Source organism: Roseibaca calidilacus (assembly GCF_001517585.1).
Classification (GTDB): domain Bacteria; phylum Pseudomonadota; class Alphaproteobacteria; order Rhodobacterales; family Rhodobacteraceae; genus Roseinatronobacter; species Roseinatronobacter calidilacus.
The window spans coordinates 707108-721972 of the sequence record NZ_FBYC01000004.1; the positions used below are offsets into that span (position 1 = coordinate 707108).

Below are 14865 nucleotides of genomic sequence, written 5' to 3' on the forward strand. Positions count from 1 at the left end.
TGGCTAGGACTTGGGCAAGACCGATGGGGTTACGGATGCCCAAGGCATAGGGTAACACCTTGTTCCCGAACGCTTTATGGCAGGATATGCGGGTCGGCCCCAGCCACCAGATGCAGCCCGTCGCCATCATCCTGCACATGCCAGTATGCGGGCGGGGTCATGCGCGCGCGCAGCCGTGACAAGCGCCACGCCGCGCCCACCGGGTCTGCTGCCGAACGCGCGCGCGCCGCGCAGGGGGCCAGATGCCAGCGGGTTTCCACCCCCGGCGTTCCGCCGTCGCCCGGTGTCAGCACCAGCGCGCGCACCCCTCCCGGGCGGCGCGCGCTGCCATCCTCTGCGGCCAGATGCAGGCGGCGCAACGGGGTCATGGCCACGGGTTCGGCCAGATCAAGCACGACCAAGGCGCAGGCACCGCTGCGCAACCCGTCCTCGGCGCAGCCCAGCAACTCGGTGGTGCGCGGGGCCTCTGCCAACACCAAGCCGCCCGGCAGGGCCCATTCCGCCAATCCATGCGGATACAGCCGGTCGGGATTGTGCCGCAGCCGCAGCCACAGCGCCGGTGCCCCCGGTGCCATGCTCTGAGCCATGGCCCAAGCGGCCAAAACCCGCCGCGCCGGACCGCAGAATTCATGCGCGCGTCCGGGCGCCAGCGTCAGGATGCCGGGCAGGAAAAGCGTGCCATCATCCAGCATGGAATCCTCTTGTTCATTATTTGTTCTATATTTGCGCATAAGATGAACCAAGGCAAGAAAACGGTTTAACTTGGGTCCAGAGTGGGTAAGTTGCAGTCCAAACCTGCTTGGAAGAAGGATGGACAGAATGTGCAAAAGGACATTGGGCCGCAGCGACCTAAGTGTTTCGGATTACTGTCTGGGCACAATGACCTATGGCAGCCAGACGGATGAGGCCGACGCCCATCGCCAGATGGATATGGCATGGGAAGCGGGGATCAATTTTCTGGACGCGGCAGAAATGTATCCGGTCAACCCCGTCACGCTGGAAACCGCGGGCCGGACAGAGGAAATTGTCGGGCGCTGGCTGGCCAGCCGCAAACCGGCCGGTGCCGTGGTCGCCACCAAGATCACCGGTGAAGGCTCGGTTGCGGTGCCGGGCGGCGTGCCGATCTCGGGCGCGCGGATGCGCGACGCGGTCGATGCCTCGCTCAAGCGGTTGCAACTGGACTGTATCGACATCTACCAACTGCATTGGCCCAATCGCGGTTCCTATCATTTCCGCAAAAGCTGGGGGTTCGATCCGTCAGGGCAGAACCGGGCAGAAACCGTGGCCCATATGCGCGAGATCCTGACCCTCGCGGCAGAGCTGGTGGCGGCAGGCAAGATCCGCCATATCGCCTTGTCGAATGAAAGCGCATGGGGCACGGCGATGTGGCTGCGGCTGGCAGAGGAAGAGGGGCTGCCGCGGGTTCTGACTGTGCAGAACGAATATTCGCTTCTGTGCCGCTATTTCGACTTGGACATGGCAGAGCTGTGCGTGAACGAGGATATCCCGCTTCTGGCCTATACACCCTTGGCCGCCGGGCTGTTGACCGGCAAATACGCAGGCAACGTAACCCCGGACGATTCGCGCCGCTCCCGCAATGCCGATCTGGGCGGGCGCATTACCGGGCGGGTGTTCGAAGCGGTTTCCGGCTATCTGGCCATTGCCAATGAACACGGCATCGACCCGGTGCATATGGCGATCAATTGGACATTGACGCGACCTGCGCCGACCCTGCCCATCATTGGCGCAACCACCTCCGAACAGCTTGCGCATATTCTGAAAGGTGTGGATGTCACGATCACGCCAGAGATGCGCGCGGCAATCGACCAGATGAACCGCGCCATGCCGATGGTGTTCTAAGCTGTCATTCAACCGTTACCCGCGCGGACTATCCCGCGCGGACACCTTGACGGAGCCCAATATGCACTTGCCCCCCTTGCGTGCCGTGTTGTTCGACAAGGACGGCACGCTGTTCGATTTTGCCGCAAGCTGGGCAGGGTGGATGGGCGCTGTGATCGACACGCTCTCCGAAGGTGATTTGGCCCGCGCCGAGGCATTGGCGCAGGCCTTGCGATTTGACCGCGCGGCGCAGGCGTTTGATCCGTCCTCGCCGGTCATTGCCGGAACGCTGGATGAGAGTGCGGCGCTGATCCGCGCGCTTGTGCCGGCGCATCGCGTGGCCGGGTTGGAGCGCTACCTAATCGAAAGCTCTGCCAAGGCGCAAATGGTGCCGCCGGTGCCGCTTGACCCGTTGCTGGCAGGGTTGCGCGCACGCGGGCTGGTGCTGGGCGTGGCCACGAATGATGCCCAAGATTCGGCCCATGCCCATTTGCACGCCGCCGGAATTGCCGGGCATTTCGCGCATGTTCTGGGCTTTGACAGCGGCTACACACCCAAACCCGCGCCCGATATGCTGTTGGGCTTTGCCGCCCGCGCGGGGCTGCCGCCCGAAAGCGTGGCAATGGTCGGCGACAGCACGCATGACCTGTTGGCCGGGCGGGCGGCGGGGATGGTCTGTATCGCCGTGCTGACGGGGATGGCGGATGAAGCCGCACTTGCACCCTATGCCGATCTGGTGCTGCCCGACATCGGGCATTTGCCCGATCATATTGCCTAAATCATCCCGGCGCTGCCGCTGCCTTGCGGCGGCGCAGTCCAGATCGGCAAACGCGCGAAACCAGCCCCGCCCGTTCGGTCAGAACCGCTCACCATCCTGCTGCCATGGTTTGACAAGGCTGCCGAACCGGGTGAACTGGCCTTCGAAGCTTAGCTCCACCGTGCCGATGGGGCCATGGCGCTGCTTGCCGATGATGACCTCTGCCTTGCCATGGACCTGTTCCATCTTGGCTTGCCATGCGGCCATCTTGTCCAACTCATCCTCGCCAGGTTTTTCGCGCTCGCGGTAATATTCGTCACGGTAGACGAACATCACCACATCGGCATCTTGTTCAATAGAGCCGGATTCGCGCAGGTCGGACAGTTGCGGCCGCTTGTCTTCGCGCGATTCCACGTTGCGCGACAGCTGCGACAGCGCGATGACGGGGATGTTCAACTCCTTGGCGATGGCCTTCAGCCCTTGGGTGATTTCCGACACCTCTTGCACGCGGCTTTCCTTGGACGAGCCGCGCAACAGCTGCAAATAGTCCACCATCAGCACGTCCAACCCATGCGTGCGCTTCAGCCGCCGGGCGCGGGCGGCAACTTGGGAAATGGGCAGGGCGGGCGTGTCGTCAATATAAAGCGGGCAGGATTCGAGCGCCTTTGCCGCTTCGACAAAGCGGCGGAACTCGGCCTCGCTCATGTCGCCCCGGCGGATTTGCTCGGATGGCACCTCGGCGGCTTCGGACAGGATACGCGCGGCCAATTGCTCGGCGCTCATTTCCAAGCTGAAGAACCCGACCGCGCCGCCTTCAATCGCGCCTTCGGTCCCGTCGGGCCGACGGCCCGTGCGGTAGGCCTTGGCAATATTGAAGGCAATATTGGTGGCAAGCGAGGTTTTCCCCATCGAAGGCCGCCCCGCCAAGATCAGCAAATCCGACGGGTGCAGCCCGCCCAGCTTTTTGTCCAGATCGATCAGCCCGGTCGAAATGCCCGCCAACCCCCCGTCACGCTGATAGGCGGCATTGGCCATCTGCACGGCGTCGGTCACGGCCTTGAGGAAGCTTTGAAAGCCACGCTCGGCCACGCCTTGCTCGGCCAGTTTATACAGCCGCTGTTCGGCCTCGACGATCTGCTCTTTCGGCTCGGACGCCACGTCCATTTTCGAGGCTTGCGCGGCAATGTCTTGGCCCAGCCGGATCAGGTCGCGCCGCACCGCCAGATCGTAGATCATCTGCGCGTAGTCGCGCGCGGCATAGGCGGAAATAGCGGCGGCGGCCAAGCGCGCGAGGTAAGCCGCACCCCCCAGTTCCTTCAGACCCTCGTCATCCTCCATGAAGGCTTTCAGCGTGACGGGAGAGGCCAGCGCGTTCTTGGCAATCCGCGCGCTGGCGATCTCGAATATGCGCTGATGCACGGGCTCGTAGAAATGATCGTGCTTCACCAAGGACGAGATGCGGTCGTAAATGTCGTTATTGACCAGAATCGCGCCCAGAAGCTGCTGTTCCGCTTCAATGTTATGCGGCAGGGTTTCCACCGGGCCATCGGGGCGGATTGTGCTGATTTCGTTCATTTGGGCCATGCCACCGCTATATCTGGTAAGCCCTGTGTGTATCGGATTCGGGGCAAATTCGCAAACTGTATAGTTCTGTGGATAAGCCGTGGAAAAGCGCCGGTCTTGCCCCTTGGCCCCCCTTGGGCTAAGGCCAAGCTCGACAGAACACCCCAGCAGGAGCGTCCAGATCATGGCCAAGACCAAAGGCCCCAGCCGCCCCAAGGCGCAGACCCCGAAAGGGTTTCGTGATTACTTTGGCGCAGAGGTAAGCGCGCGCCGCGCCATGCTGGACAAGATCGCAGAGGTCTACCACCGCTACGGGTTCGACGCGCTGGAAACATCCGCCGTGGAAACGGTCGAGGCGTTGGGCAAATTCCTGCCCGATGTGGACCGCCCGAATGAGGGCGTCTTCGCGTGGCAAGAAGATGACGACTGGCTGGCGCTGCGCTACGATCTGACCGCACCCTTGGCCCGCGTGGCCGCGCAATACCGGCAGGATTTGCCCACGCCCTATCGCCGCTTCGCCATGGGGCCAGTGTGGCGCAATGAGAAGCCGGGGCCAGGGCGGTTTCGGCAGTTTTACCAATGCGATGCGGATACGGTCGGGGCGGCGTCCGTCGCGGCCGATGCAGAGATTTGCGCCATGCTGGCGGATGCGCTGGAAGCCGTGGGGATCGCGCGCGGGGATTATGTGATCCGGGTGAATAACCGGAAGGTGTTGAATGGCGTGATGGAGGTTGCGGGGATCCTGGACCCGGCTGACCCGTCGCGGTTTGAGGCCGAGCGCGGGATCGTCCTGCGCGCCATCGACAAGCTGGACCGCTTGGGCGTGGACGGCGTGCGCGCGCTTCTTGGTGAAGGCCGAAAGGATGAGAGCGGGGATTTCACGAAGGGGGCGGGGCTGGATGAGACGAAAATTGCTCATATTCTCAAATTCGCGGAAGCGTCAAAAGCGGTCGACACGCTAATAAATGACTTGGAAGGAGCTATTGAAGAAGTCTTTGATGCGAGTTTTGAGGATTTGAGTTCGTTTCAAAAAGCAGTCCGAGTTTCTTACGAAAAGCGCAACGAAAAGCCTCAAACTGGCAATCATGCGCGCAGTATAGCTGCCCTTGATGTGTTGGGAGAATTGATTGAAACTTCGGAAGAGGGTCAATCTGGATTGGACGAACTAGCCCAAATTGTTGACCTTCTTTACGCCCAAGGCTACGGTCCCGACCGCATCGTCATCGACCCTTCTGTCGTCCGCGGCCTTGGCTACTATACCGGCCCGGTCTTTGAGGCGGAGTTGACCTTTGAAATCCTCGACGAAAAGGGCCGTCCGCGTCAGTTTGGCTCTGTCGCGGGGGGCGGGCGCTATGATGATCTGGTCAAGCGCTTCACCGGCCAGACGGTGCCCGCGACGGGTGTCAGCATCGGGGTGGACCGGTTGCTGGCGGCACTCGACGCCAAGGGCAAGGGGCCGGGCCGCGCCCAAGGCCCGGTGGTTGTGACCGTGATGGACCGCACCAAAATGGCCGATTACATGGCGCTGGTGAACGAGTTGCGCCAAGCGGGCATCCGCGCAGAGATGTATCTGGGCAACCCAAAGAATTTCGGCAACCAGTTGAAATACGCCGATAAACGCGAAAGCCCTGTCGCCATCATCATGGGCGAGGACGAGGCCGCGCGCGGCGTGGTGCAGGTGAAAGACCTGATCCTTGGCGCGCAGATCGCCGCCGACGCCTCTGTCGAGGAATGGAAATCGCAGACCCAACAGGTCGAGGTGCCGCGCGCCGACATGGTCGCCACCGTGCGCGAGATATTGGCCCGCTACGCATGAGCCGGGCCGAGGATATCGCCACGGGCCTTTTGGGCCAGATGCTGGATGCGGGTGCCGTGCGCGTGACGCCGGATATTCTGCAACCGGCGGGCACGCTTTTGGACCTGTATGGCGAGGATATCCGCGCGCGGGCCTATGTCACCCATGACCCGAGCTTGGGCGAGATGATGCTGCGCCCTGATTTTACCGTGCCGGTGGTGCAGGCGCATATGGCAGGCGGCGCGGAACCCGCACGCTATGCCTATGCGGGGCCGGTGTTTCGCAAGCAATCCAGCCTGCGCGCGCGGGAATATCTGCAAGTGGGCTACGAGGTGTTCGCGCGCGATATGGAAGCCGCGGCCGATGCAGAGGTGTTCGCGCTGTTCGCCCGCCTGCTGGAAGGCTACGGCTTGCGCCCCGTGACCGGCGATATGGGCTTGCTGACTGCTGCGGTGGCGGGGCTGTCCACCACCGAGCGGCGGCGCGCGGCGCTTTTGCGCCATGTCTGGCGGCCCAAACGCTTCCGCGCGCTGCTGGAGCGGATGCGCGGGCAAGGGCCGTTGGCCGATGACCGCGCTGCCTTGGTGGACCGTTTGCGCGCGGCCCCCGTGGAGGCGTTGATGGCAGAGGCTGGCCCCCATCTGGGCCTGCGCGCAGAGGATGAGATCGCCGCGCGCGTGGCCGCCCTTCTGGAGGATGCCGGTGCCGCCCCCATCCCGGACGAGCAAGCGCAGGCATTGGAAGCGCTGTTGCAGCTTGCCGCCCCCGCGCGCGCCGCGCTGGCGCAGATGCGCGCCATGGGCTGGGCGGCGCTGGCCCCGGCGCTGGACCGTCTGGAGGCGCGGCTGGATGCCTTGGATGCGCAGGGTATTGACACCGAAACCCTGCCGTTCGAGGCTAGTTTCGGGCGCACCAATATGGAATATTACGACGGTTTCGTCTTTGGCTTTATTGCGCGCGACGACCTGCCGCCCGTGGCCACCGGCGGGCGCTATGATGCGCTGACGGCCGTGTTGGGGCAGGGGCGTGCCATTCCGGCCGTGGGCGGTGTGATCCGGCCCGACCTGCTGGCAGGGTTGGAGGGCGCGGCATGACCTTGAAACTTGGCGTGCCCTCGAAGGGCCGTTTGATGGAACAGAGCTTTGATTGGTTCACCGAGCGTGGCCTGACGCTGGCGCGCACCGGGTCGGCGCGCGAATATGCCGGTGCGGTCGAGGGCGTGGACGGCGTGGAACTGGTGCTTCTGTCGGCCAGTGAAATCCCGCGCGAATTGGCGGCGGGGCGGATTCATCTGGGCGTGACCGGCTCTGACCTTGTGCGCGAGTCGCTGCCGGATTGGGCCGCCTCGGTCGCGGAACTGGCGCCTATGGGGTTCGGCAATGCCGACCTGATCCTGGCCGTGCCGGTCACATGGGTGGATGTCGAGACGCTGGACGATCTGGATGCCGCGGCGGCGGCATTCCGCGCGCGCCACGGGTTCCGCTTGCGGATTGCCACCAAGTATCATCGTTTGGTGCGCGAACATCTGCGCGCGCATGGCGTGGCCGATTATCAACTTGTCGACAGCCAAGGTGCCACCGAGGGCACGATCCGCAACCTGACCGCCGAAGCTGTGGCCGATATCACCACGACAGGCGAAACCCTGCGCGCCAATCACCTGAAGATTTTGCAAGGCGCGCCCATTCACCGTTCGCAAGCCACGTTGTTTGCGTCGCGCATCGCACTCTGGGGGCCAGCATCAGCGGCGCTGAAACAATTGGCGCACAAGCTGGATCTGGCTTTGCCAGACGGGTTTTTGCCCAATAGGTAAAAGGTTTCTTTCCAGCTTCGGAGGTTTCGCGCTAAGCTGACGTTGCAGGAAATGGCGAGGTATTGTGTGACCCTGTCCGAGGATTCTCTCAAGCGCCAGCGGCCGCGCGCCGCCCCGACTTCCGATGGCAGCACCAATGCCAACCCGCCCGGTGTTGGGTTTTGGCATTTGGTGGCAGAGGATTTGCGCACCCATCGCGGAGATTGGCTGGCGCAAGGGTTTTGGTGCCTGTTCTGGCATCGTTTCGGAAACTGGCGCATGTCGGTGCGGTTCAAACCAGCGCGCATGGTGCTGACCGTGATTTATCGGGTCATGTTCCGGGCGTGCCAGTGGGTTGGTGGTATCGAATTGCCCTATACGGTGCAGGTCGGGCGGCGGGTGCGGCTGGAGCATTCGGGCGGCATGGTTCTTGTGGCGCGGTCCATCGGCAATGACGTGGTGCTGCGCCAGAACACCACTTTGGGCATTCCCCGCGATGACGACATTCACGCCCGCCCCGTGCTGGAAGACCATGTCGATATCGGCGCAGGCGCGGCGGTGCTGGGCGATATAACTGTCGGGCGGGGCGCATGGATCGGGGCCAATGCGGTGGTGGTCAAGGACGTGCCGCCCTGCGCGGTGATGGTGGGCGTGCCGGCCAAGTGCATCCGAATGCGTGACCCGTCAGAAATTGGCGCGGCAGAGGCCGGGTGATGACAGGCACGGGCAGGCCGTTCCGGCGGCAGGTGTTCTACATTCCGGGCTATGACCCGTTTCCGCCGCGCCGCTACCGCGAGCTTTACCGCACGGAAGGGGCCGCGCAGGCCGCCATTTCGGGTTACAGCCTGCGCCAAAGACCCCTGAAGGCGGACGGCCCCTATGGCTGGATCGTGGCGGCGCAGACCGATGGCGTGCCGTCCGAAAGCCGTATCCAGATACTGGAATGGTCCGATATCGTGCGCAAATCCATGACCGCGGGGATCTGGGCCACCTATGCGTTGCTGGCCCGCACAGCGTGGATTTACCTGTCCACCGGCGCGCTGTTGCGGCTGTTTCGCTTGCGCGCAGGGCCGGGGATTGCGGCCATGTACCCCGTGGTAATGCTGCTGGCGCAGTTGCTGGTCGCGGCGCTGGCGGCGGGGGCTATGGGTTGGGCGCTGAGCTTTGTTTTGCCGGGTTGGGCGGCCTACCTGTTGGGGATGGGCGTGGTTTGGCCGGTCTTGGAAGGGTTCCGGCGGATAGATGGCAAACTGTTCGTGCATTACCTGCTGTTGGATTTCGCCTTTACCGCCAAGCACAAGGGCCGCAACCCGCCCGAATTGGAAGCGCGGCTGGATGACTTCGCCGCGCTGATCGCGGCCGCGCTGGCCGATCCCAAGCTGGACGAGGTGCTGGTGGTTGGCCATTCCTCTGGCGTGCATTTGGGCGTGTCGGTGCTGGGGCGGGTGATTGCGGGCAATGTGCCGCCGGGCAAGCTGGCCTTCCTGTCGCTGGGTCATGCGGTGCCGATGCAATCCTATTTGCCGCAGGCGCAGGGCTTGCGCGCCGATCTGGCCGCGCTCTCGCAGTCGGACAAGCTGTTTTGGCTGGATGTGACCGCGCCCGGTGATGGCTGTTGCTACGCGCTGTGCGACCCGGTGGCCTGTTCTGGCGCGGGCAGTGCGGGGCAGAAATGGCCGCTGATGATTTCGGCCGCTTTTACCCAAAGCCTGCGGCCCGAAACCTACCGCAAATACAAGCGCCGCTATTTCCGGCTGCATTTTCAATATCTTTGCGCGTTTGATGCGCCGAAGGACTATGATTATTTCCAGATCACCGCCGGGCCGGTTTCCTTGGCCGAACGGTTCAAGGGGCGCAAACCCTCGGCCAGCGTGTCGCGCGCCTGCTACCTGCCGAGGGCGGCATGACCCGCCCGCCCATGCCCGCGCACCGCCCCGAGCGCGTGGCGCTGTGGCGGCATCTGCGGATGTTCCGGCGCGATATTCTATCCGCCCAGCCGGCCAAGCTTTACCGTGCCAAAATGGCAGAGTTTCGATTGCCCTTCTTGCAGTCGGTCATGGTCAACACGCCCGATCTGGTGCGGCTGGTGCTGCAAGAGCGGGCAGGCGATTTTCCGAAATCGGGGCGTGTGCGCGAAGGGCTGCGCCCGCTTTTGGGCAATTCGGTTTTCGTGACCAATGGCGCGACATGGGCGCGCCAGCGCCGCATGATCGACCCGGCCTTTGAAGGCGGGCAGTTGAAGGATAGCTTTCCGGCCATGTGGGGCGCGACCGAAGCCATGGCCGCCCGCCTGACCGAAGGCTGGGCAGAGGTCGAGGCCCTGACCAGCCACGCCGCCGCCGATGTCATCTTCCGCACGCTGTTTTCCGTCCCGATAGAGGATCGGGCGGCGGCAGAGGTCTACACCGCCTTTCGCGCCCATCAGCGTGCGGCGCCTATCCTGAATCTGGCCGCGGTCGTGCCCCTGCCACGTTGGCTGCCGCGCCCCATGCCGCGCCGCGCGCGGGCAACCGCCAAGCGCATTCGCGCGTTGATTACCGGCATGACGGCGGCGCGCGCGGCGGCCATTGCCGCAGGCACCGCCCCTGACGATCTGGCGACCAAGATCATGACCACCCGCGACCCCGACACCGGCATGTGTTTTGCGACCGAAGAAATGGTCGATCAGGTCGCCATCTTCTTTCTGGCGGGGCATGAAACCAGCGCCTCTGCCTTGGCATGGGCGCTGTATCTGATCGCCACGCACCCCGATTGGCAGGCGCAACTTGCCGCAGAGGCGCAGGCCATCCGCCCCCATATCGGTGGCCCCGCGCCCGATTTCAGCATATTGCGGCAGTTTCCGCGCATCCGCGATACATTCCGCGAGGCGCTGCGCCTTTACCCGCCCGTGCCCATGATGGTGCGCGAGGCGGCACAGCCAGAGACCTTTCGCAACCGCCCCATCGCCGCTGGCGCGCAGGTCATTGTCAGCCCATGGCATATGGGGCGCAACGAACATATCTGGCCTGATCCACACGCGTTTCGCCCCGAACGTTGGCAACAGGGCAGCAGTCGCGCGCAGGCCCGTGACGGGTATATCCCGTTTTCCGCCGGCCCGCGCGTTTGCCCCGGTGCGGGGTTTGCCATGGCCGAAGCCGTGCTGATCCTTGCCCGCCTACTGGCCGATTGGCAGGTGCACGCCGACCCCGCGCGCGTGCCCATCCCGCAGGCGCATATGACCGTGCGCGCGCATGATGGTATCTGGTTGCAATTCCAGCGGCGCGAATTACATTCCAATATGTGAATTGATGGGCTTGTGTCTTTGCGCGCGCGCTTGACCCCAAGACCGCATAGCAGGGGCAAGAATGGATCTGGGTCAACACTGGAACACCGCTTACACCGCGCGTGCCGAGGATGCGCTGACATGGTTCGAAGACACGCCCGCGCAGTCGCTGGCCCTTGTGCGCCAGTATTTGCCAAAGGCGGGCACCTTGCTGGACGTGGGCGGTGGGGCCTCGCGCTTGGCCGACCATGCGCTGGGCTGCGGGGCGGGGGCGGTCACGGTTCTGGACCTGTCCAGAACGGCCTTGCAAATCACGAGGCAACGCTTGGCAGATGCGCCTGTCACGCTTGTTGCGGCCAATATCTGCAACTGGTCGCCCGACCGCGCCTATGACCTATGGCATGACCGGGCGGTGTTTCATTTCCTGACCGAACCGGCCGATCAGCAGCGATACCTGCAAACCTTGAACCGCGCCTTGCGCCCCGGCGGCGTGGCGATCATCGCCACTTTCGACCTGACTGGGCCTGACACATGTTCCAACCTGCCGGTGCAGCGATACGCGCCCGAAACCTTGGCCAAGCGCATGGCAGAGCTTGCGCCGGGTTTGCTGACGCCGCTGCAATCGCTGCGCCATGCGCATCGCACGCCCAAGGGCAATATGCAGGATTTCCAATTCTCGGTGTTCCGCAAATCGGCAGACATGGTGTGACCGGTTCAAATACGCGTTGATTCGCATAGCCCCATGCGCGGCAACGTTGCGTGGGCGCGACATGCTGGCTAAGCTGGCGCTGTCACCTGTTTGCGAGGTCCGCCCATGCGCCACATCCTGTTGACGGCATTCTTGGCCTTGGTGGCCTTGCCCTTGCGGGCGGAAAACATAGCGCTGGTTCTTGAAAACTCTGATTACCGCACGCTTCCAGACCCGTCTGGCACGCGGCTGGCCGATCAGGCCCAAGGGGTTCTGGCCCGCGCGGGGTTCGATATCGTGACCGCGCGCGACCTGCAAACCGGCGATCTGCGGGCCGAATTGGCGGCGCTGGAAGCGCGGCTGGCAGATGGCGATGTCACGCGGTTGGTAATCGTTGCGGCGGGGTGGTTCGTCGCGTCCGAAAGTGGCGCGTGGTTCTTGGGCCTTGACGCGGAAGAACCGGGGCTTGGCAGCGTGGACGGTGCCGGGTTGCGGCTGGATACGGTTATGGAACTGGCGAGTTCTGCCAGCGGCGCGGCGCATATCTGGCTGGTCGCGCCCAACCCGCGCGCGCTAAACGATGAATTGGGCTTTGGCCTGCGCGCGGGCCTGCCCGAACGGCTTGCCGTGCCGCGTCAGGTTGCGGTCATTTGCGGCGATCTGCGGGCCACGTTGGCGGGGCTGGACGCTGTGCTGACACCGGGCACCACGCTGTCCGAAGCCTTGGCCGAAAATTCCGGCCTGCGCGCCGATGGCATGGTGCCCACGTTGGTGCCCTTCCTGCCAGAAGGTTTCGCGCCCGTGGCCCAAGCCGACCGCGATGCGTGGCAGAGCGCGCGCGCCGCCGATACAGAGGCCGCCTATCGCGATTATTTGGCGCAATTCCCCAATGGGCTAAGCGCGCAGGAAGCGCGCCTAAGGATAGAGGCGCTGCGCAACACGCCAGAGAGGATTGAGGCCGACCTTCTATTGTCGCGCGATGAGCGCCGCGCCATCCAGCGCGACCTGACCACACTGGGCTTCAACACCCGTGGCATTGACGGGTTGTTCGGCCCCGGCACGCGCGGCGCGATTCGCGGCTGGCAGGGGCGGTCCGATCTGGACGAGACCGGGTATCTGACCCGTGACCAGATCTTTCAACTGGCCGGGCAAGCCGCGCGTCGTGCCGCAGAAATAGAGGCCGAGGAACGCGCCCGCCGCGAAGCCGCTGAACGCGCCGACCGCGCCTATTGGGATGGCACAGGTGCAGGGGCAGATGAAGCGGGCCTGCGCGCCTATCTGGGCCGTTACCCGGACGGGATTTTCGCAGCATTGGCGCGCGAACGTCTGGCAGAGTTGGAAGCACAGGCACGGCTGCAAACCGACCGCGATGCATGGCGGCGGGCCGACGCCCGCGACACTGCCCGAGCCTATCGCCGCTACCTGTCGGAATTCCCCGAAGGCCGCTTTGCGCCCGAAGCGCGGCTGCGCCTTGCGGCGCTGGACCCGACCACCGATGAGCCGGCCCCCGACACCCCCCCAGTCGCGGTGCTGGAGCAAGAAGAAGCCTTGCTGATGACACCTGCGCTGCGCCGTCTGGTCGAGCGCCGATTGAGCAATCTGGGTTATGATCCCGGCCCGGTCGATGGCCGCTTTGACGATCAGACCCGCGCCGCGGTGCGTCAGGCGCAAGCGCAATTTGGTCTGCCGGTCAACGGCTATGTGCGTCAGGGATTGCTGGATGCCATGCTGCAAGACGCGCTGCGCGGTCTGTTCCGCTAGCTTGCCTTGCCCGCATGGCTGGGGTAGCAGTGGGCGTCCCTTCTCTTGCCGGAGCCAGCCCCATGAGCCTGTCTGATGACCGCCTGATCGTTGCCCTTGATCTGCCCAATGCTGTCGCGGGGCTGGACATGGCCGCGCGCCTTGGCGACGCGGTGTCGTTTTACAAAATCGGGCTGGGCATGTTGACCGGCGGTGGTCTGGCCTTGGCCAATGAACTGAAACAGGAACATGGCAAGCGCATCTTCCTTGATATGAAGTTCTTCGATATTCCCGCAACGGTCGAAAACGCCGTGCGCGGGATTGCGGCCTATGATCTCGATTTCCTGACCGTGCATGGTGATCCGTCCGTGGTCGCCGCCGCGCGGGCGGGCGCAGAGGGCACGGGGCTGAAAATTCTGGCGGTCACGGTGCTGACCTCGTCTGACCGTGCCGATCTGGACGCCGCGCAAATTCGTCCCGGTCCGGTGCCGGAAATCGTGCTGGCGCGCGCGAGTGCCGCCTTCGACGCGGGCGCGCATGGCGTGATCGCCAGCCCGCAAGAAGCCGCCGCAATCCGCGCGCTGCCCAATGCAACGGGGCGATTGATCGTCACCCCCGGCGTGCGCCCCTCCGGCGCGGTGGCCGATGACCAAAAGCGCATCGCCACACCCGCGCAGGCACTGTCGGATGGGGCAGATCATATCGTTGTCGGGCGCCCGATCTGGCGCGCAGATACCCCCCGCGCGGCGGCGGAAGCGGTGCTGGCAGAGCTTCCCGTCAGGGCAGGGTGACAAAGCCCGCCGACCGCAGCGCGGCATGGTCGGGATACCACATGGGCGCTTGGGGCAGGCCCGCCAATTTCTGCACGAAGGGTTCGGCAATCTGTTGCGCGCGGTAGATGTCCATATCTCGCGCCATTTCGCGGCGCGGGTCGATCATACCGAAATACATGTTGTCAGGGCGCAGGGCGTAGCCATGCAGGCCGATCCGGGCATCGGGCGTCAAGGATCGCGCCGTGCCGCCTGCAAAGATCAACGCGCAGGCCGAAGCGCAATGCCGCTCGACATGCGTGGCAATTCCTTGGCTTTGCAATACCGTGACCGCGCCGCGCGCTTCCGCGATATAGCCGCCACGGCTGTCTAGGATAAGCTGCTTCACTTCGGGATGCTCTTGCGCCAGAAGCCGCAGATCGCGCGTCAGCCCGAAATCGACCAGCCCCGTGAAGCGAAAGCTCGTTCCGTCTTCGGACAGGTGCAGTTCATATTCAGGCGGTGGCGTGGTGCGCAGCACGCGGGTGCTGTCGGTCATCGCCATAGCGACCCCCACAATCGCCAGCCCCGTCAATGCGACGAACAGAAGGCCGCGCAACACGACCACGTCGATGGGGGGCTTCGTCTTCATACCGCTATGACTTAGTGCGCGGCGTGGCTAA

General features: G+C 64.1%; 14 protein-coding genes. 11 read left to right on the forward strand and 3 right to left on the reverse strand.

What is annotated here, in order from left to right; genetic code table 11:
- Positions 1–74: 74 nt before the first annotated feature.
- Positions 75–692: an ImuA family protein gene (locus tag AWT76_RS06965; RefSeq protein WP_072245701.1), complete on the reverse strand. Its 618-nt coding sequence runs from the start codon at positions 690–692 to the stop codon at positions 75–77.
- Between the two features lie 127 nt (positions 693–819).
- On the opposite strand from AWT76_RS06965, the gene AWT76_RS06970 reads away from it, so the two are divergent.
- Positions 820–1860, forward strand: coding sequence for an aldo/keto reductase (locus AWT76_RS06970; RefSeq protein WP_072245702.1), 1041 nt, complete (start codon positions 820–822; stop codon positions 1858–1860).
- Positions 1861–1921: 61 nt separating this feature from the next.
- Positions 1922–2617 (forward strand): HAD family hydrolase, encoded by a 696-nt coding sequence (locus tag AWT76_RS06975; protein WP_072245703.1) that lies wholly within the window; start codon positions 1922–1924, stop codon positions 2615–2617.
- Positions 2618–2695: 78 nt separating this feature from the next.
- Here AWT76_RS06975 and AWT76_RS06980 read toward each other — a convergent pair whose 3' ends face one another.
- Positions 2696–4171 (reverse strand): replicative DNA helicase, encoded by a 1476-nt coding sequence (locus tag AWT76_RS06980; RefSeq protein ID WP_072247561.1) that lies wholly within the window; start codon positions 4169–4171, stop codon positions 2696–2698.
- A gap of 172 nt (positions 4172–4343) precedes the next feature.
- Between AWT76_RS06980 and hisS the strand changes: the two genes are divergently transcribed.
- The 9 genes from hisS to pyrF all read left to right on the forward strand — a co-directional run bounded on the left by hisS (position 4344) and on the right by pyrF (position 14224).
- A complete protein-coding gene (hisS, locus tag AWT76_RS06985; protein WP_072245704.1) occupies positions 4344–5975 on the forward strand; it encodes a histidine--tRNA ligase in 1632 nt (543 codons plus the stop codon).
- On the forward strand, positions 5972–7048 hold the full coding sequence (locus AWT76_RS06990; RefSeq protein WP_245638787.1) for an ATP phosphoribosyltransferase regulatory subunit: 1077 nt from the start codon (positions 5972–5974) through the stop codon (positions 7046–7048). Before hisS ends, AWT76_RS06990 begins: the two co-directional genes overlap by 4 nt.
- A complete protein-coding gene (hisG, locus tag AWT76_RS06995; RefSeq protein WP_072245706.1) occupies positions 7045–7764 on the forward strand; it encodes an ATP phosphoribosyltransferase in 720 nt (239 codons plus the stop codon). The genes AWT76_RS06990 and hisG overlap by 4 nt, the downstream gene beginning before the upstream one ends.
- Before the next feature lie 66 nt (positions 7765–7830).
- Positions 7831–8457, forward strand: coding sequence for a serine O-acetyltransferase (locus AWT76_RS17185; protein ID WP_281179087.1), 627 nt, complete (start codon positions 7831–7833; stop codon positions 8455–8457).
- Positions 8457–9650: a hypothetical protein gene (locus tag AWT76_RS07005; protein ID WP_072245708.1), complete on the forward strand. Its 1194-nt coding sequence runs from the start codon at positions 8457–8459 to the stop codon at positions 9648–9650. Before AWT76_RS17185 ends, AWT76_RS07005 begins: the two co-directional genes overlap by 1 nt.
- Positions 9647–11026, forward strand: coding sequence for a cytochrome P450 (locus AWT76_RS07010; protein WP_072245709.1), 1380 nt, complete (start codon positions 9647–9649; stop codon positions 11024–11026). Before AWT76_RS07005 ends, AWT76_RS07010 begins: the two co-directional genes overlap by 4 nt.
- Positions 11027–11087: 61 nt before the next feature.
- Positions 11088–11714 carry a class I SAM-dependent methyltransferase gene (locus AWT76_RS07015; protein WP_072245711.1) on the forward strand — a complete coding sequence of 209 codons (627 nt, stop codon included), beginning with the start codon at positions 11088–11090 and terminating at the stop codon, positions 11712–11714.
- A gap of 105 nt (positions 11715–11819) precedes the next feature.
- Positions 11820–13454 (forward strand): peptidoglycan-binding protein, encoded by a 1635-nt coding sequence (locus AWT76_RS07020; protein WP_072245712.1) that lies wholly within the window; start codon positions 11820–11822, stop codon positions 13452–13454.
- A 68-nt stretch (positions 13455–13522) separates the two neighbouring features.
- The gene (gene pyrF, locus AWT76_RS07025) at positions 13523–14224 is read left to right on the forward strand and encodes an orotidine-5'-phosphate decarboxylase (protein ID WP_072247563.1); all 702 of its coding nucleotides are present in this window, start codon (positions 13523–13525) and stop codon (positions 14222–14224) included.
- Here pyrF and AWT76_RS07030 read toward each other — a convergent pair.
- Entirely contained in the window at positions 14211–14834 is a 624-nt protein-coding gene (locus tag AWT76_RS07030; protein ID WP_072245713.1) for a hypothetical protein, read from the reverse strand. The genes pyrF and AWT76_RS07030 overlap by 14 nt on opposite strands.
- Positions 14835–14865: the final 31 nt, after the last annotated feature.